The sequence below is a fragment of the Demequina sp. NBRC 110053 genome (genome assembly GCF_002090095.1).
GTDB lineage: Bacteria > Actinomycetota > Actinomycetes > Actinomycetales > Demequinaceae > Demequina.
This window is the reverse complement of sequence record NZ_BBRJ01000003.1, coordinates 89,890-106,666: the sequence shown is the minus strand read 5'-3', so window position 1 is coordinate 106,666 and position 16,777 is coordinate 89,890. Positions and strand designations below refer to the sequence as shown.

At 71.7% G+C, this 16,777-nt stretch carries 14 protein-coding genes; 7 read left to right on the top strand and 7 right to left on the bottom strand.

Going from position 1 to position 16,777, the window contains the following annotated elements:
* Position 1: 1 nt before the first annotated feature.
* A complete protein-coding gene (locus B7K22_RS09630) occupies positions 2 to 1,009 on the top strand; it encodes an NAD-dependent epimerase/dehydratase family protein (protein ID WP_144276385.1) in 1,008 nt (335 codons plus the stop codon).
* 14 nt (positions 1,010 to 1,023) lie between these two features.
* On the opposite strand, the gene B7K22_RS09625 is transcribed toward B7K22_RS09630, so the two are convergent.
* The 3 genes from B7K22_RS09625 to B7K22_RS09615 form a co-directional block, all read right to left on the bottom strand.
* Positions 1,024 to 2,676 carry an SDR family oxidoreductase gene (locus tag B7K22_RS09625; protein ID WP_084040048.1) on the bottom strand — a complete coding sequence of 551 codons (1,653 nt, stop codon included), beginning with the start codon at positions 2,674 to 2,676 and terminating at the stop codon, positions 1,024 to 1,026.
* A gap of 202 nt (positions 2,677 to 2,878) precedes the next feature.
* Positions 2,879 to 3,718, bottom strand: a complete 840-nt coding sequence (locus tag B7K22_RS09620; RefSeq protein ID WP_084040047.1) for an NAD(P)-dependent oxidoreductase — start codon at positions 3,716 to 3,718, stop codon at positions 2,879 to 2,881.
* A complete protein-coding gene (locus B7K22_RS09615) occupies positions 3,715 to 4,488 on the bottom strand; it encodes an enoyl-CoA hydratase/isomerase family protein (protein ID WP_084040046.1) in 774 nt (257 codons plus the stop codon). The genes B7K22_RS09620 and B7K22_RS09615 overlap by 4 nt, the downstream gene beginning before the upstream one ends.
* Before the next feature lie 191 nt (positions 4,489 to 4,679).
* Between B7K22_RS09615 and B7K22_RS09610 the strand changes: the two genes are divergently transcribed.
* The 4 genes from B7K22_RS09610 (at position 4,680) to B7K22_RS09595 (ending at position 9,436) form a co-directional block, all read left to right on the top strand.
* Positions 4,680 to 5,219, top strand: coding sequence for a PadR family transcriptional regulator (locus B7K22_RS09610; RefSeq protein WP_234983447.1), 540 nt, complete (start codon positions 4,680 to 4,682; stop codon positions 5,217 to 5,219).
* Positions 5,220 to 5,257: 38 nt separating this feature from the next.
* On the top strand, positions 5,258 to 6,940 hold the full coding sequence (locus B7K22_RS09605; protein WP_084040045.1) for an AarF/ABC1/UbiB kinase family protein: 1,683 nt from the start codon (positions 5,258 to 5,260) through the stop codon (positions 6,938 to 6,940).
* Between the two features lie 135 nt (positions 6,941 to 7,075).
* Positions 7,076 to 8,797, top strand: a complete 1,722-nt coding sequence (locus B7K22_RS09600; protein WP_084040473.1) for an FAD-binding dehydrogenase — start codon at positions 7,076 to 7,078, stop codon at positions 8,795 to 8,797.
* Positions 8,798 to 8,845: 48 nt separating this feature from the next.
* Positions 8,846 to 9,436, top strand: a complete 591-nt coding sequence (locus tag B7K22_RS09595) for a thymidine kinase (protein WP_084040044.1) — start codon at positions 8,846 to 8,848, stop codon at positions 9,434 to 9,436.
* Positions 9,437 to 9,459: 23 nt separating this feature from the next.
* On the opposite strand, the gene B7K22_RS09590 is transcribed toward B7K22_RS09595, so the two are convergent.
* Together B7K22_RS09590 and B7K22_RS09585 are read right to left on the bottom strand one after the other, a co-directional pair.
* Positions 9,460 to 11,097: a M15 family metallopeptidase gene (locus tag B7K22_RS09590; RefSeq protein WP_084040043.1), complete on the bottom strand. Its 1,638-nt coding sequence runs from the start codon at positions 11,095 to 11,097 to the stop codon at positions 9,460 to 9,462.
* 291 nt (positions 11,098 to 11,388) lie between these two features.
* Positions 11,389 to 11,985 (bottom strand): Pr6Pr family membrane protein, encoded by a 597-nt coding sequence (locus B7K22_RS09585; protein ID WP_234983446.1) that lies wholly within the window; start codon positions 11,983 to 11,985, stop codon positions 11,389 to 11,391.
* Positions 11,986 to 12,126: 141 nt separating this feature from the next.
* Between B7K22_RS09585 and B7K22_RS09580 the strand changes: the two genes are divergently transcribed.
* A complete protein-coding gene (locus B7K22_RS09580) occupies positions 12,127 to 13,038 on the top strand; it encodes an NUDIX domain-containing protein (RefSeq protein WP_084040041.1) in 912 nt (303 codons plus the stop codon).
* Positions 13,039 to 13,061: 23 nt separating this feature from the next.
* On the opposite strand, the gene B7K22_RS09575 is transcribed toward B7K22_RS09580, so the two are convergent.
* Together B7K22_RS09575 and B7K22_RS09570 are read right to left on the bottom strand one after the other, a co-directional pair.
* On the bottom strand, positions 13,062 to 13,697 hold the full coding sequence (locus B7K22_RS09575; protein WP_159448836.1) for an alpha/beta hydrolase: 636 nt from the start codon (positions 13,695 to 13,697) through the stop codon (positions 13,062 to 13,064).
* 44 nt (positions 13,698 to 13,741) lie between these two features.
* Positions 13,742 to 14,983: a glycosyltransferase 87 family protein gene (locus B7K22_RS09570; RefSeq protein ID WP_084040039.1), complete on the bottom strand. Its 1,242-nt coding sequence runs from the start codon at positions 14,981 to 14,983 to the stop codon at positions 13,742 to 13,744.
* Positions 14,984 to 15,108: 125 nt separating this feature from the next.
* Here B7K22_RS09570 and B7K22_RS09565 point away from each other — a divergent pair, with 125 nt between their 5' ends.
* Entirely contained in the window at positions 15,109 to 16,761 is a 1,653-nt protein-coding gene (locus B7K22_RS09565) for a polysaccharide biosynthesis tyrosine autokinase (RefSeq protein ID WP_144276383.1), read from the top strand.
* The last annotated feature ends 16 nt before the right edge of the window (positions 16,762 to 16,777 follow it).

Here is a 16,777-nt window from a genome sequence, read left to right as displayed (position 1 = left end):
GGTGACGGTCGTCGGGGCGAGCGGCAACGCCGGCAGCGAGGTTCTGCGCGCTCTCGGCGCCGCCCCCGACGTCGATGACGTACGCGCCGTGGCCCGCCGCGTCCCCCGCACCACGCCGCCTGCTCCCTACGACCGGGCGCGCTGGCACCGTGCGGACGTCAGCACCGCGGACACCGACGCGCTCGCGGAGGCCTTCGCTGGCGCCGACGCGGTCGTCCACCTGGCATGGGCGATCCAGCCCAGCCACGATCGCGGGCTGCTGCGCCGGACGAACGTCGACGGCACCGCGCGGATGCTCGCCGCGGCGCGGACGGCAGGCGTCCGCCATGTCGTGGTCGCCTCCTCGGTGGGCGCGTACGCGCCCGCGCACGACGACACGCTCCACGATGAGAGCTGGCCAGCCACGGGGCACCCCACCTCGGAGTACAGCGTGGACAAGGCGGATGTCGAGGCGTTGCTCGACGCCCACGAGCGCGACCACCCCGAGATCACCGTCACCCGAATTCGGCCCGCGCTGACCTTCCAGCGACAGGCGGGTGCAGAGATCGCCCGATATTTCCTGGGGCGTTGGGTGCCCCAGGGACTCATGGATGGCCGGCTGCCTGTCCTCCCGTGGCCCACGGGGATGCGACTCCAGGTGGTGCACGCCGAGGACGTCGCGTCGGCGGTCCTCGCCATCGTGCGCACCGAGCCCGGCGGCGCCTTCAACCTCGCGGCTGACGGGGTTCTCCGCGGCGAGGACGTCTCACGCGCCATGGCCGGAGGTCGCCGTGTCGAGATGCCGGTGCCCGCCGTGCGCGCGGCGGTCTCCGCGGCGTGGAACGCGCGCGTGCTGCCCATGAGCCCCGGCTGGATCGACATGGCGGCGCACACGCCCCTCGTGAGCACAGAGAATGCTCACGCCGCTCTGGGATGGCGACCGACCCGCGACGCCCAGACGACCTTGCACGAGATGGTCGTCGGTCTCGCCGCGAACGCGGCCGCGCCCAGCCCTCCGCTGCGCCGCTGAGCCGCTGAGCCGCCTCAATCGTCGCCCGCGGCGTCCTCGGCGAGCGCGACGATGCGGTTCACCATGCCGCTGAAGATCAGGCCGTGGAAAGGCAGCATCGACAGCCAGTACAGGCGTCCGGTGAGCCCGCGAGGGAAGAACACCGCGCGCTGGTGATAGTGCGAGCCGTCAGGGGTGGGATCCACCCCGAGCTCCAGCCAGGCCTTCCCTGGAACGCGCATCTCGGCCCGCAGGCGCAGCAGCCTGCCACGATCCACGCGCTCGACGCGCCACACGTCTATCGCGTCTCCCACGCGTACCTTGCCCTTCACGCGGCGCCCGCGCCGGTGGCCCACGCCGCCCGCGACGCGATCCATGAGCCCGCGGGCCGCCCACAGCACCGACGCCGAGTACCAGCCGGTCGAGCCGCCGACCTCCGAGATCACCTTCCACACGGCGTCGGGAGATGCGGTGCTGTCCTTGGTCCGGGCGTCGGTGAAGACCGTGCGGCCCGCCCAGTCGGGGTCCGATGGCATCGGGTCGCTGGGCGCGCCGGCGACGCGCGCGTCGACCCAGCTGGTCTCCACCTGGTCGAGCTCGATGCGACCAAGAGCGAGCTCCACGGCCTCTCGGTACCCGGTGGTGCCGCCATCCGGCTCGGGGACGACGTCGTGGATGCGGTCGTCATCCACCACGCACGTGTGCAGCAGAGACTCCACGAGCGGGCGCGCGATCGAGCTCGGCACGGGCGTCACGAGACCGACCCAGTGCGACGCGAGTCCCGGCGTGAGCACCGGCAGCGCGGTGATGCCGCGGCGCGGCAAGCCTGCGACGGCGGCGTAGCCGTTCATCATCTCGGCGTAGGTCATCACGTCTGGCCCGCCGATGTCGAAGGCGTCGTTCACGCCGTCGGGGGCACGGGCGGTAGCGAGCAGGTAGTGGACGACGTCGCGCACCGCGATGGGCTGGATCTCGTTGCGCACCCACTGGGGAGCCGGCATGTACGGCAACACCTCGGTGAGGTGGCGGATCATCTCGAAGGAAGCGGAGCCCGCGCCGATGACGACCCCGGCCTGGAGGACGATCGTGGGCGTGGCGGACGCCAGCAGGATGTCGCCCACCTCCTTGCGCGAGGCCAGGTGAGGCGCGAGCTCGATTCCTGCGGGGTGCAGCGCGCCCAGATAGACGATGCGGCCCACGCGCTGGTCGGCCGCGCTGCGCGCGACCGCGAGGGCGATCTCGCGGTCGGTCCTGCCGTAGCTCCTGCCGCTCGACATCGAGTGCACGAGGTAGTACACGATGTCCACGCCGGCCATCGCGCCATTCATGGCCTCGCGATCCTTCGCGTCCCCCTCGACGATCTCGACGTCATCGGCCCAAGGCAGGGCGCGAGTGCGAGATGCCGCGCGCGTGAGCGTGCGCACCCGGTAGCCTCCCGCCAGCAGGCGCGGCACGAGCCTGCCGCCGATGTATCCCGTCGCCCCGAGCACGAGCACCAGGGGAGTCGAGCCATCGTCGCGCACCGGCGCCCGCAGCTCCAGCTCGGTGCCGTCGGGACTGCTCAGGCCATCGAGAACGGCGGGGCTGTCAGGATGGCCGGCGCCTTCAGGCCCGCCGGCGCTCCCGGGCCCATCCCTGCCCTCAGGGCTGAGCGAGCCAGCGCCAGAGGCGTCGTCCTGCGTGCTCATGGAGGCCATCCTGTCTCGCCGCCCCTGGCGGCGCGTCACCAGCCTGAACCACTCGGTCCAAAGCGCCTATTCCCGTGAACCTCGCCCGCGGTCGACCCGACCGATGTGGAGGCGCCGTGCGCCACATGGGTGGCGAGCGCATCGGCCATTCCCACGTCCGTCGCGCGCGATGCGGCTCGTGCCCCGAGCCGCCGGGCGCGGCTCAATCGAGGAAGATGTCAGGGAACAGCGCGTCGTCCGGTGTCCCGGGGACCGCCGCGTAGCCCGACAGGTCGGTCACGCCTGCGGCCTCGAGCACCTGCTCGACGATGAGCTGCTGCCCCGAGAGCTCCCGCGCCGGCGACGTCAGCACCTTGTGCGCGGCGTCGGCGTAGATGTCCGGCGTGCGCGACAGCCGCATCACCCGGTCACCTCCCAGCAGGTTCTGCACGGCGGCGGTGGCGATCGTGGTGCGCGGCCACAGCGTGTTGGCGGCGACGCCCTGCTCGGCGAACTCGGCGGCGATGCCGAGCGTCGCCATGGTCATCCCGAACTTCGCGAGGGAGTAGCCGGTGTGAGCGCCCAGCCAGCGGGGGGAGGGGTTCAGCGGGGGAGACAGCGACAGGATGTGGGGATTGTCGGACCTCAGCAGGTGCGGCATCGCCGCCCGCGACAGCATGAACGTGCCGCGCACGTTGACGTCCTGCATGAGGTCGTAGCGCTTGGCGTCGAGCGAGACGGTGGGGGACAGGTCGATGACGCTGGCGTTGTTCACCACCACGTCGATGCCACCGAACCGCTCGACGGCGGCGTCGACGGCCCGGGCGATGTCCTCGTCCTCCCGGACGTCGCCCACGACGGCGAGGGCCGCGCCGCCTGCGGCGACCACCGCATCGGCCGCCGTGTGAACGGTGCCCTCGAGCCGGGGGTGAGGCGCGTCGGTCTTGGCGAGCATGACCACGTTCGCGCCGTCGCGCGCCGCACGCAAGGCGATGGCGAGGCCGATGCCGCGGCTGCCGCCCGACATGAGCACCGTGCGACCGGCGAGCCCCGCGCCCCTCATCGGGCGGCGCCCCGCGACGCGCTGGCCTTGGCGAACGCGGCGATGCGGGCCTTCGCCTCCTCGCCATCGAAGGCGCGCCCGATGGTGTGCGCCTCGTCGGCAAGGCTGTCATGGAAGGGGCGTGCGGAGGAGGCTCGCACCAGGCGCTTGGCCTGCCCGAGCGCGCCGCTCGCGGCCTGCGCCCAGCGCCGAGCGAGACCGAGCGCGCGCTCCTCAGGATCCGCTGCGACCTCCGCTGCGACTCCCCAGGCGAGCGCGGCCTCGGCGTCGAGCTCGAGCCCACCGAGCAGGATCTGCAGAGCGCGCCTCTCGCCCACGGCGCGGGTGAGCAGCGTCGACACGCCCAGATCAGGGGTGAGGCCGATGTCGGAGTACTTGCCCGCGACGCGCAGGTCCTCACCCGCAATCACGTAGTCGGCGGCGAGCAGCAGGCCAATGCCGCCGCCCGCTACGGCTCCGCGCGCCGCCGCGGCCACGGGGATCGGAGAGCCGACCAACGCGGCGATCCCCTCGTGGATGGCGTGAGCGCTCTCGGTCACCTGGGGGCCGGCGCCGCCTTCCGCCATCGCGAGCACGTCGCCTCCGGCACAGAATGCGCGCCCCTGCGCGCTGATGACGATCGCACGAGTGCTCGCGTCCGAGGTGGCCGCGAGGCACGCGTCCCGATAGTCGCGCCCCATCGCGAAGTCGAACGCGTTCAGCCGTTCGGGTCGCGCGAACGTGATGCGCGCGACGCCGTCGAGCGTCTCCAGCCGTACCTGCGATGCCATGAAACCTCCTGGCGCATCGTCGGCGATGCGTGGAGTCATCCTGTCATAGCGCCCGCACCGAGGAGGACGCGCGGGCTTGCACGAAGCCGATGCGCGTGCGACCATAGCGATATATCGTTCGGTATCGCTCGGAGGGCGAGCCGACAGGCGACAGAGGTAGGCGACAGAGGTAGGCGACACAGGAGGTCACCATGGGTACGCACCGGTACACGAGCTTCGATCCGTCACAGGCCGGCGACGCCATGCGGCAGGCGTTCGATCAGATGCGGTCCACCTTCGACCGCCAGGTGGGACAGCGCATGGGTCGCGGCGACGTGCGCGCCGCCATCCTGGCGCTGCTCCTCGAGCAGCCGATGCACGGCTATGAGATCATCCGGCAGATCGAGACGCGCACCGGCGGGCGCTGGAAGCCGAGCCCCGGCTCCGTCTACCCCACGCTCCAGCTGCTCGCCGACGAGGGTCTGCTCCACGCCACCGTCACCCAGGACCGCAAGGTGTACTCGCTCGCCGAGGAGGCGAAGGAGGAGGCGGAGGCGTCTGCGGCATCCGCGCCATGGACCGGCGGTGGGTTCGACGCGTCCGGATTGGGCGTGGTGCCGAAGGCGGGCGCCGAGCTCGCGCAGGCCGCGGCTCAGGTGTTCCGCACGGGCACCACCACGCAGCAGGAGCAGGCGGCCGAGGTGCTTAACGAGGCGCGCCGTAAGATCTACTCGATCCTCGCTCAGGACTGACGAGGCCCTTGCCGGACACCGGGGATCAGGGAGGTTCGATGCCCGATCCCGTGCTGGATCGCGCCCGCTACCGGCGGCTGCTCCGGTTCTCCGCGCGGCACCTCGCGACCACGTGGTGGTACGAGGTGCTCCTGCCGCTCGTCGGGCTGCGACGCGTCGCGGAGCGCACTCGTGCCGCGCGCATGCAGGACTTTGCGCGACGCTTCCGCGCTCTCGCCGTCGAGCTCGGCGGACTCATGATCAAGATGGGCCAGTTCATGTCCTCCCGGCTCGACGTGCTGCCACCGGAGATCACGAAGGAGCTCGAGAACCTGCAGGACGAGGTCCCGCCGGTCGAGTTCGACGCGATCCGGGAGCTCGCCGAGGCGGAGCTGGGGGCGCCGCTCGACAGAGTGTTCGCTACCTTCGACAGCGATCCGGTCGCGTCGGCCTCCCTCGGACAGGCGTATCGAGCGACCCTCGCGGCGGTCGACGCCTCGCAGGCGGGGTTCGCGGACGTCGTGCTCAAGATCCAGCGCCCAGGCATCGGGGCGATCGTCGCCGTCGACCTCGCCGCGCTGCGCAAGGTGGGCGACTGGCTGCAGCGGTTCCGGCTGGTGTCCGATCGCGTCTCGATGCCCGCGCTCATCGAGGAGTTCGCCGCCGTCAGTCTCGAGGAGATCGACTATCTTCACGAGGCCGGCAACGCGGAGACCTTCGCAGCGAACTTCGCCGACGATCCGCGGGTGCGCGTCCCTCGGGTCGTGTGGGAGCGGACCTCGCGGCGAGTGCTGACGCTCGAGGACGTGACCGCGATCAAGATCACCGACCGCCCGGCGTTGACGGCCGCCGGCATCGACCCGCGCGAGGTCGCGCAGGTCTTCGCGCGGCTCATGTTCGACCAGCTGTTCGAGCACGCCTTCTTCCACGCCGATCCGCACCCCGGCAATCTGTTCGTCACGCCGGCGCCCGCGGGCGCGGGTGGTCCAGCCTGGACCATCGCGTTCGTCGACTTCGGCATGATGGGGCGAGTCGATCCGGGTGTGAGAGCAGCGATGCGCAAGCTCATCATCGCCTCCGCCGCGCGCGATGGCGCGGGGCTCGTCGCGGCGATGAACGAGGCCGGCGTGCTCCTTCCCAGCGCCGACATCCCTGAGCTCGAGAAGGTGATGTCGCAGGTGTTCTCCCGCTTCGGCGGCATGGGAGTCGCCGAGCTCAGAGACGTCGATCCCCGCGAGTTCCGCGACTTCGCCGTCGAGTTCGGCGACGTCATGCTGGCGCTGCCGTTCCAGCTGCCCGAGGACTTCCTGCTGGTGATCAGGGCGGTGTCGCTCACGTCAGGGGTGTGCACGTCGCTGGACCCGCGTTACAACGTGTGGGACTCGATCGAGCCCTACGCGCAGACGCTGGTGCGCAGCGAGGGCGCTGGCCTCGCCGCTGACCTGGGACGAGACGCGATCGAGCTGGTGCGCATCGCGTGGGGCCTGCCGCGCCGCGCCGACGCACTGCTCGCGCAGGTCGAGCGCGGACAGCTGCCCGTCACCGCCCCGCGCCTCGAACGCACCGTGAGCCACCTGGAGCGCACGGCCAGGCGGCTCCTCTGGGGAATCGTCTTCGCGGGGCTGGTCCTGGCCGGCGCGATCGTCCGGGCGGACGCGCCGGCGCTCGGCACGGCGCTCATGATCGCCTCGGGAGTCCCGCTGGTCATCGCCATGCTCGGGGGGCGACGCCGCAGCCGGTGAGACGATGATGCCAGGCTGTCGCCGCGCCGCCCGAGGCTCTCGCGCCTACCGTGGGTCCATGGATGGGTGGCTGACGGAGCACAGGCATGCCGGAGGCGTGGAGAGTCATGCCTCACGCCCGCGGAGCCGCCCGTGGTGAGCGCACGGGGCGACAGGGCCGATGCGATCGTCGTCGGCGCCGGCATCGCAGGGCTGGTCGCGACTTACGAGCTCACGCGGGCGGGCAAGCGCGTGGTGCTCGTGGAGCAGGAGAACCACGCCAACATGGGAGGCCAGGCCTGGTGGTCGCTCGGGGGACTGTTCCTGGTCGACAGTCCCGAGCAGCGGCGGATGGGCATCCGGGACAGCCTCGAGCTCGCGCTGCAGGACTGGCGCGGGTCGGCTCAGTTCGATCGCCTCGCCGACGAGGACGCGTGGGGCGCGAGGTGGGCCGAGGCGTACGTGACGTGGGCTGCGGGAGGCAAGCGCGACTATCTTCGGGCGGTCGGCTTGCGCAGCCTGCCCATCGTGGGATGGGCGGAGCGCGGCGACGGCTCGGCGACCGGTCACGGCAACTCGGTGCCGCGCTTCCACATCACGTGGGGCACGGGCCCACGGATCGTGCAGGTCTTCGCCGAGCCGGTGCTGGCTGCGGAGCGCGCCGGGCTTGTCGAGTTCGCGTTCCGTCACCAGGTCGACGAGCTCGTCGTGGACGACGGACGCGTCGTCGGCGTGCGCGGGTCGGTTCTGGAGCCCAGCGACGAGCCGCGCGGCGTGCGATCCTCCAGGGCGGCGGTGGACGGCTTCGAGCTGCGGGCGGGCGCGGTCGTCGTGACCTCCGGAGGGATCGGGCACAACCCTGAGCTGATGCGAGCCCACTGGCCCACGGAGCGCGTGGGACCTGCGCCCGAGCACATGATCATGGGCGTCCCCGCCCACGTGGACGGTCGGATGCTCGCGATCGCGGAGGACGCCGGCGGCCGGGTGGTCAACAGGGACCGCATGTGGGCCTACACCGAGGGCATTCGCAACTGGGATCCCGTGTGGCCCGAGCACGCGATCCGCATCCTCCCGGGGCCATCGTCGATGTGGTTCGACGCCACCGGACAGCGGCTCCGGGGGATGTCGGGCGTGCCTGGTGCCGACTCGATCGGGGCCATGCGTCAGATCCTCGGGACCGGCCACGACCACTCGTGGTTCGTGCTCACGCAGTCGATCATCGAGAAGGAGTTCGCGCTCTCGGGCTCCGAGCAGAACCCGGACATCACCGGGCGCAGCGTCCGAGAGCTGGTGCGCTCGCGCCTCGCGAAGGGCGCCCCCGCGCCGGTCGAGGCGTTCAAGAACCACGGCGCCGACTTCGTGGTCGCGGACACCCTCGAGCAGCTCGTCGACGGGATGAACGGCCTCGGGGACGGTCCGGCACTCGACGCTCGGGTGATCGAGCGCCAGATCATGGCGCGAGACCGGGAGATCGTGAACGACTTCTCGAAGGACGTCCAGGTGATGGCCATCCACAATGCGCGCCGGTCGCGCACGGACCGTCTCATCCGCGTCGCCAGGCCCCATCGCATCCTCGACCCCGCGCACGGGCCGCTGGTGGGCGTGCGTCTGTCCATCCTGTCGCGCAAGACTCTCGGCGGCCTCCAGACGGACCTGGGCTCGCGCGTGCTCCGCTCCGACGGGACACCGGTTCCGGGCCTGTACGCCGCGGGCGAGGTGGCGGGCTTCGGCGGCGGGGGAGTGCACGGGCACAATGCGCTCGAGGGCACGTTCCTGGGAGGGTGCATCTTCTCGGCCAGAGCGTCGGCCCTGGCCGTCGTCGACGACGCCGCGCCTGCGGGCGCCGAGCCGCGCTCGCAGGGGCGGCCGCGCCGCTAGGGTGGGTGCCACTCGCGCGCGACGGCATGCGAGGCGAAAGGGTGGGCGATGGCCAAGCTGTACTTCCGCTACGGCGCGATGAACTCCTCCAAGACCGCGCTGCTGCTCACCGCGGCGTACAACTACGAGGAGCGCGATCAGCACCCCGTCATCGTCAAGCCCGGCCTCGACACCAAGGCAGGGGGCTCCGTCTCCTCGCGCATCGGGCTCGAGAGGCCGGTGGACGTGCTGCTGGCGGACGACGACTCCCTGCTGGACCGCCTGCGGGGGCACGGACCCCTCGACCAGATCGACGCCGTCTTCATCGACGAGGCCCAGTTCCTGACGCCCTCACAGGTCGACCAGGCGTTCGTGGTCGCTGTCCGTCACGGCATCCCCGTGCTCTGCTACGGGCTGCGGGGGGACTTCATGACGAGGTCGTTCCCCGGCTCGCTCCGCCTGCTCGAGATCGCGCACGCGATCGAAGAGCTCAAGACGATCTGCCGATGCGGCTCCAAGGCGATCTTCAACGCGCGCATCGTCGGCGGCGTGTTCGTCAGCCACGGCGACCAGGTCGCGATCGATGGCCAGCAGGCGGAGTACGAGTCGCTGTGCGGCCGGTGCTACCTCGACGAGGTGGGAGAGATCGGCGTCGCCTGAGCACAGGGCGCCGCCGGCGCGGCTCAGCTCTCTGAGGTCGCGCCCGGCTTCGGGTCGTCGGTGCCACCGTCGCCGGTGTCCCCGAACGTCGCGTCGCCGAAGGCGCTCGCGGCCGGCTTGACGAGAGCTGGCTCGTCCGGTGCGTCGAAGGCGACGTCCGCGGCGACGAACTCCAGGTGCCACCACTCGGGGCGCGAGCCGCCGGCACGGGCCCAGGTGGGGTGGATCCAGCCGTAGTCGGCTCCGTTCGCGGCGAGCCATGTCGCGGAGGGGTGGTCGAGGTCGACCGCCATGCCCCATCCGTGGTTCGACGTGCCTGGCCGGGCTGCGGTGGAGGGCTTGCGAGCCTTGGTCACGACCTGGCTCGCGTAGGTGCGGTAGGAGTCCGTCATGACGAGGTGTCGGCCCGACTCGGCGTGGTAGGCGGCGTCGGCTGCCTCCAGAGCCGCCGCGGCGTCGCACTGCAGGCGGTGGCCGTCCGCGAAGTCGACATCGCACAGGCTGTCGCGCGCCAGCCTGCCATTCGATCCTGAGACGCCGGCTGGCTGGCCCGACCATCCCGCGCTGCGGGACTCGGCTACGTCCCTGACCACCGCCTTGTGGTCCTCTCGCGCTGCCTCGAGGCTCGCCTCATACGCGGTCAGGCGAGTGGCGTTGATCGTGTCACGACGACTGTTCTCCTCGGCGAGCCAGGACTCATGCGAGACCTGCAGCTGCCCCATGGCGTGATCGAGCTCGGATGTGGCCGCGGCAAGAGCATCGAGCTGCTCCTCGACGGCGACCCCGTCGTCGCGGTCCAGGTCGTCGGCCTCGGCCACGGCCGCGCGCATGCCCGAGTTCGTGGCGCGTGCATCGGCGAGGGTCGCGATCGTCACGACCCGTTGGCCCACGTCGGCGATGATCGCGGTGGTGTGCTCCACGAGCTCGGAGGCACGGGCGAGGCTTCCATCGAGCACGAGCAGGTTCTGCGCGAGGGCGATCGCGGCCGTGGCCTCCTGCAGGCTCCGAGTCTCGGCGTCCACGTCCGCGGCCGCGCGATCGAGCGCCTCGCTGGCGGCCGTCAGTCGCCTTGTGGCGGCGAGTGCGTCCTCCGTCGACTCGAGGTCTCCATCGAGCACCTGCTCCACGTCGGCGACCGCGTCCTCCGCCTCGTCGAGGATGGGGCCTTCGGCGGGTGCGGGGGTCGGATGGGGCGTGGCGTCAGCGGCGGGCGAGATGGGCTGCTCCGCGTCCTCGGCAGTGCCGGGCTCGTCTGGGGATCGGGCCGGCTCGGCACCATCGGCTGCCGCCATGTCATCCGCGACGGGCGCGACGCCGTCGACGACGATCTCCGTCGTGTCGGGAGCACCCTCGGCCGCCTGCGGCACTGCTAAGGAGCGTGCGTGCGCGATCGACTGCACGAGCGCATCGGCCGCGTCGCTGATCTCTGGCTCGTCGGCGAGTCCCTTCGCCGCGGCCACAGCGTCCTCAGCCTTCTCGATCGACTGCGCGAATCGCGTGCGATCCTCCTCGAGCTCCGCGGCTGCGGCGCGGGCCTCGGTCAGCGCGCGGTGTCGGTCGAGAGCGTGCGCTGAATGCGCGCTGAAGAGCCCTATGGAGAAGCAGGCGAGCGAGACAGAGGCGGCGAGCTGGACGTACGGGCGTGAGAGCGGTGAGTGCATGGATGAAGAGGGTCGGGACGAGGACGCGCATGCTGGCGCTGCCAGGCCATGCGGCATCGCACACCGTGTGCGGATCGGTGGTGCGCAGGTCACGGCGAGGAGTGCGCGCCGGACGCGCCCGGGTTTCCACGCCGGGTGGCCCCCTCGGGGGCCGTCAGGAACGCGCGATCTTCGCGGTGGCGCGGCGATGCGACAGGCGGACAACGCGCGGGTGGCACGGGTGGGTTCCACGCGCAGGTGTGAGAATCGTCACCCCGCGTCGTGAGCGCTCCAAGGGCGGTCCCGCGAGCATCACGCCGCGTCCACGCCGACGGCACGTCGCACGGCGAGGCAGCCGTGCAGCGCGGCCGCCACGGCGAGACCGAGCGCTGCGATCGCCGCGATCGTGAGCGTGAGGGGCGTGAGGCCCCGAGCTGGATCGAGGAAGGGGTAGGGCACCCAGCCGTCGATGTGGGAACGGGCGACGAGGTAGCCGAGCCAGAGGGCGGGAACGGCGAGCACCGTCCACCACGTGCGCACCGGCAGGCGACCCGCATGGCCGACGAGCAGCAGGTCCGCCATCAGGATCGCGCCGGACCCACCATGCAGGATGAGGTTCGCCCAGGGGAACACCGGGGTCGCGACATCCGACAGCAGAGCCCAGTAGACCACGCCGGTGAGCACTCCGTACGTCGCGGCATTGACGCGCAGCAGCGCGACCCACCGCGGCTCCGCCGAGCCGGCGATCGCCGACGCGACCAGCGCGGTCACGGCGCAGACGGCGGCGAGCGGAGTGAAGTAGCCGGGCAGCTCGCTCCAGGTGAACGTCCCGTACGTGAGGTCTGCCCACGCCTGCACGCCGAGGGCGGCGAGGATCGCCGAGGCTCCCACAAGCCTCGACGCGCTCACGACGGCACCATTGCTCACCTGCCTGACTTTACTAACACTTTGCTCAACTGTGAAGTAAACACGCCCGGACTGTGACGAAGTCCATCCCCACGGCGTCGCCGCTGCGGTGGCGACACACACGAGCTGTGCCACGCTGAGACCATGGCCCGTCACGATCCCGCGAGCGCCTCGCCGCCGCCCAGGACGGACCGCGATCCTGGCGACGCCTGGGTCCTCGGTCCAGGCGGGGAGCGGTACTGGGGTCGCTACGGCGCGGCAGGGGTGCTGGTGCACGACGACGCACGCGGAGTGCTGCTTCAGCATCGTGCACTGTGGAGCCACCACGGTGGAACCTGGGGCATTCCGGGCGGAGCACTTCACGAGGGGGAGAGCGCGATCGACGGCGCCATGCGGGAGGCGCTCGAGGAGGCGACCGTGCCTCGGCGCGCCGTGGAGCCCACCTGCACGCTGGTGGTCGATCGACAGGTGTGGCGCTACACGACCGTCGTCGCCCATGCGGTGCACGCGTTCACCCCGGCTCCAGCCGATGCCGAGAGCCTTGAGCTTCGGTGGGTGCCCGTGCAGGACGTGTCGCAGCTCGCCCTGCACCCAGCCTTCAGGTCGGCGTGGTCGCAGCTCGCCGGCATGATCGGCCCCCGCCCGCGGGTGATCGTGGACGCGGCCAACGTCATCGGATCACGACCGGACGGGTGGTGGAAGGATCGCCGCGCCGCCGTCGAGCGCCTCGCGGACCGGCTGTCGAGCTGGAGCCAGGACGGGGTGGACGCCTCCGCGCTGGGATTGCCGGGCGACCGCTGGTTCCCCCGCCTCGAGATGGTCACGGAGGGCTCCGGGCGCGGCGGCAGCATTCCCGATGGCCTCGTGCACACCGAGGCGCCGCGTGACGGGGACGCGACCATCGTCGCCCGCGCCAGCATGGCGATCGGCGCCGCCGAGCGTGTGGTGGTGGTCACGAGCGATCGCGCGCTTCGCGACCGCGTCGCCGCGTGCGGCGCGGAGGTCTGGTCTGCGGGGCGCCTCCTGCGGCTGCTCGACGGCGCCGATCCGAGCTGACGGGCGCGGCGCCCGGCTGCGCGTCAGCCGAGCGCGGCGTCGAGGAATGCGCGCGCGTCGGACAGCATCCTCTCGTCCACGCCGTGGCCGAGCCTGTCGTACGCGCGTTCGGTGAGGGTGGAGATCTGCGGGAGCAGCGAGGCGGTCCGAGCGATGGCCGCGGGCCAGATCACCTGGTCTGCGGCGCCGCGCCCCCAGAACACGGGCGGACGCTGCTCGCTGAGGCGCGCATCGGCCACCTCGGAGCCTTCCGCGACGAACCCGCACAGCATGACCGTGGCCGCGACTCGCTCCGGCCGGGTGCGCAGCAGCTGCAGCGCCATGAGACCGCCCTGCGAGAACCCCAGCGGCACCAGCGTGCGCTGCGGGCCGACCTCGCCGTCGAGGGCCTCCCACAGGCGCCGAGTCGCCTCCGCGATGTCGTCGCGCCTGGGCTCGTGGGGCAGGTCGAGCGGAAACCACGCGGCACCGGCGCCGGGCAGCTCGAGCGGGGCGCGAAGAGAGATCCAGGGCAGATCGCACACGTACGGGGCGATCGGCGGCAGGTCCCTCTCGTGCGATCCGAAGCCGTGCAGCAGCACGACCAGCGGCGGTTCATCCTGTCCCTCGGTCAGCGATGCGCGGTCAGGGGCGGAGCGAGGGGACCTGAGGGCGTGCATGGCCTCAGTATCCAGGAGCGTCGGCCGAGGCGAGAGCGGGGCCGTCACCACTCGAGCAGCACGCCGACGTCGGCCAGGTGGGCGACCGACCACACGAACCATGCCGTCACCACCGCCAACGGAGCGAGCAGGACGGCGCCCGTTCGTCGTGGCGCGACGAAGGCCAGGGCGGCGAACCCGCCGTAGACCAGCACGAGGGCTCCGTAGGCGGCTCGGAACGACACCGCCTGCACCATCGTCACGGTGGCGAGCCACGCGCCGACCGCCAGCAGCGCGACCGCCAGCACCACCAGCGCCAGGCGAGCACGGTCGCGCCCGCGCCGCGCGTGCGCCACCCGCGGAATCCACCACAGCGCGGCGATGCCTGCCAGCGCGACCACGGTGATGCCGATGACCAAGGCATCGACGAGCGGAGGGCTCTGGACGCTGTTGCGCACGTACTCCGTCGGCAGCCAGAGGTCAGCGATCGCGCTCTGCGCCACGGACGCCATGTCGCCCGCGCCGCGCGGCGGGAAGTCGTAGCCGGCTGCCTCCACGGCCGAGCGGCCCGTCGGGTCTCCGTAGAGCACGGCATTGCGGACGAACCACCACCCTGCGACCAGGGCGGCCGTGCTCACCACCACCACGAGGTCGCGGGCACGCCGGCGCCACAGCAGCCATGCCGCGATGGCGACGGCGAAGGGCCACGCCGTGAGCTTGGTGAGGACCGCGAGCCCGACGAGCGCCCCGCCGATCAGGCTGCGACGCATCGTCAGCGGAGAGTCGGTGACCACGACGAGCAGCGCGGACGTGCCGAGCAGCAAGGCGAGCGTGTCGTTCTGGACGGAGGTGGACACCGCGAGCAGCATGGGATTGAGTCCGACTGCGGCGGTGACGACCATCGCGACGGACGGGGATGCTGGAAGCAGGCGCCGCGCCACCATGCCGATCGCCACGGCGAGGGCAACGAGCTGGACGGCGCCTAGAGCGCGCGCTGCGTAGAACGCTGCCTCGTCGCTTCCCCCCAGGTGGAACGGCGCCGCGACGACCGCGTAGAGGACGTAGGCGACGGGGCCCATCTGCGCCTCGTAGGAGGAACCCGGCTCGCCGATCCTCGGCATGCGCCCATGGTCGAGCAGGAACGTGACGTTGGCCCAGTGCGCAGGTTCGTCGTAGGGCAGCCCCGGGGGCATCACCACGATCATCGCCACCGCGATCAGCATGATGGCGAGCAGCACGCCCCAGCACTGTCGCACGACAACGAACACGTCCTCGAGCCGGCCGACGGCAGAGGAGGGGGCACCCATCACGTCACGCTACTGGACGGCCGCGCGCCCACGGCGGACGAGCGTCCCCGGGATTCCCTTAGCACCCGGGGGAGAGGTAGTGTGCTTCTACGCTCTTCGAGCGCTGAGGGGGGAGGCGGGTCCTGGTGACTCTAGGGCAGATGCTGCAGGTGCTGTGGCGACGCAAGTGGCTCATGCTCGCGATCGTGGTCACCACTATGGCGGTCACCTGGATGCTGCTCGAGCGTCAGGTCCCCGAGTATGAGTCGACTGCTGTGATGCGCATGAACACGGTGGTTGCGGAGGCTGCCGCCACCGGCGCGGTGGTGGACGTCCAGGTCGACTTCGACCCTCAATCGCTGTCGAGCACGCTGATGGACGACGTCGCGGACACCGCTCGCGAGCCGGGGGCCACCCTTCGTGGTCAGGTGGTGTACGCCCCCGCCGGCGAGTTCGGCAGTCCGCGCATCCTGGTGACAGCCAGAGGCGTCTCGCCCGAGCAGGCGAAGGAGCGCGCACGCGCAGCCATGGTCGTCTATCGCTCGTACGTGGCCAGCGAGATCGAGGACGCGGTCCTGCAGCTGACGGAGCGGCGCGACGCCGCGCTCGCCGAGGCCGAGGAGTACCAAGAGGACGTGGTCGACGAGCCCGACGACTCGATCGCAGCGTCCCGGCTCCAGGACGCGCTGGCTCGCTACGGCGCGCTGCGCGAGCAGATCCGGGTCATCGACATCGCCGGAGCGCCCACGGCCGTGGTGGAGCCACCGAGCGAGGGCGCCGAGCTCGGAGCGAGCCGCATGTCCGTCCTCGCCCTGGCTCTGGCGGGCGGAATCCTCGCGGCCATCGGCGCCGCGCTGCTCCGGGACCAGTTCGACCACCGCATCCGCGGCGAGGCCGAGGTCCGCGAGCTCACCGGTCTCCCGGTGCTGGGCGAGCTGCCCTATGACCGTGCCGTGGCCAGGCGCCACGGCACGTTGCCCGTCACGACCGCGAGCGCCACGGCCCTGGGCGAGGGGCTGCGGTCCCTGCGCTCCGCAGTCCAGGTGCTGCTGCCGCTCAGAAACGCAGCGGTGGTCATCACCAGCGTCGAGCCGTCCGACGGCAAGTCCTTCGTGTCCGCGAACCTCGCGCTCGCCTGGGCGCGCGCAGGCAAGAGCGTCATCCTCGTGGGAGGCGACCTTCGTCGCCCTTCCCTGGCCACGTACTTCGGTGAGGCGGCGGACGGCCCTGGCCTGACCGAGCTGCTCCAGGATGCCTTGAGCGCGGACGCGGCGGCGACGCCGGCCGCCATCGAGGCAGCGCTCCGGAGCACCAACCACCACGGCCTGCGCATCCTGCCGTCCGGTCGCAGTCCGCTCGACCCGGCCGACCTGCTGGCGAATGCGCCCTTCGAGGCCGTGGTCCTCGCGTTGCGCTCGCTCGCGGACATCGTCGTCATCGATTCGCCGCCCTCGCTCGGCCTCGTCGACGCCAGCCTGATCGCCTCCCACGCCGACGGCGTCGTGGTGGTCTCGTGGCTCAACCGCACCACGCGGGGCCACCTGGTCGAGACCATCGAGGCGCTGCGCCTGCAGGAGCTGCCCATCCTCGGGGCCGTGGTCAACGGCGTCAAGCGTCGTCACCCGCGGTCGTACACGCCCTACTACGCCAAGAGCACGTCTCGCTGGCGTCGCCCGCGCGGGGACGAGCTCGACCCGCATGGCCTCGGGGGCGTCGACCTCGAGGGCGACGGCCCTGACCGACCTTCCGAGGACTCCACGCCTGCGGCCGATCGACAGGACTCGGGCCGATCGCGGTAGCGCCCGCGGCGGAGGC

Excerpts from the sequence above, each read along its gene's own strand:
- B7K22_RS09625 (WP_084040048.1), bottom strand. The coding sequence starts at position 2,676 with ATGAGCACGCAGGACGACGCCTCTGGCGCTGGCTCGCTCAGCCCTGAG.
- B7K22_RS09620 (WP_084040047.1), bottom strand. The coding sequence starts at position 3,718 with ATGAGGGGCGCGGGGCTCGCCGGTCGCACGGTGCTCATGTCGGGCGGC.
- B7K22_RS09615 (WP_084040046.1), bottom strand. The coding sequence starts at position 4,488 with ATGGCATCGCAGGTACGGCTGGAGACGCTCGACGGCGTCGCGCGCATC.
- B7K22_RS09610 (WP_234983447.1), top strand. The coding sequence starts at position 4,680 with ATGGGTACGCACCGGTACACGAGCTTCGATCCGTCACAGGCCGGCGAC.
- B7K22_RS09605 (WP_084040045.1), top strand. The coding sequence starts at position 5,258 with ATGCCCGATCCCGTGCTGGATCGCGCCCGCTACCGGCGGCTGCTCCGG.
- B7K22_RS09595 (WP_084040044.1), top strand. The coding sequence starts at position 8,846 with ATGGCCAAGCTGTACTTCCGCTACGGCGCGATGAACTCCTCCAAGACC.
- B7K22_RS09590 (WP_084040043.1), bottom strand. The coding sequence starts at position 11,097 with ATGCACTCACCGCTCTCACGCCCGTACGTCCAGCTCGCCGCCTCTGTC.
- B7K22_RS09580 (WP_084040041.1), top strand. The coding sequence starts at position 12,127 with ATGGCCCGTCACGATCCCGCGAGCGCCTCGCCGCCGCCCAGGACGGAC.
- B7K22_RS09575 (WP_159448836.1), bottom strand. The coding sequence starts at position 13,697 with ATGCACGCCCTCAGGTCCCCTCGCTCCGCCCCTGACCGCGCATCGCTG.
- B7K22_RS09570 (WP_084040039.1), bottom strand. The coding sequence starts at position 14,983 with ATGGGTGCCCCCTCCTCTGCCGTCGGCCGGCTCGAGGACGTGTTCGTT.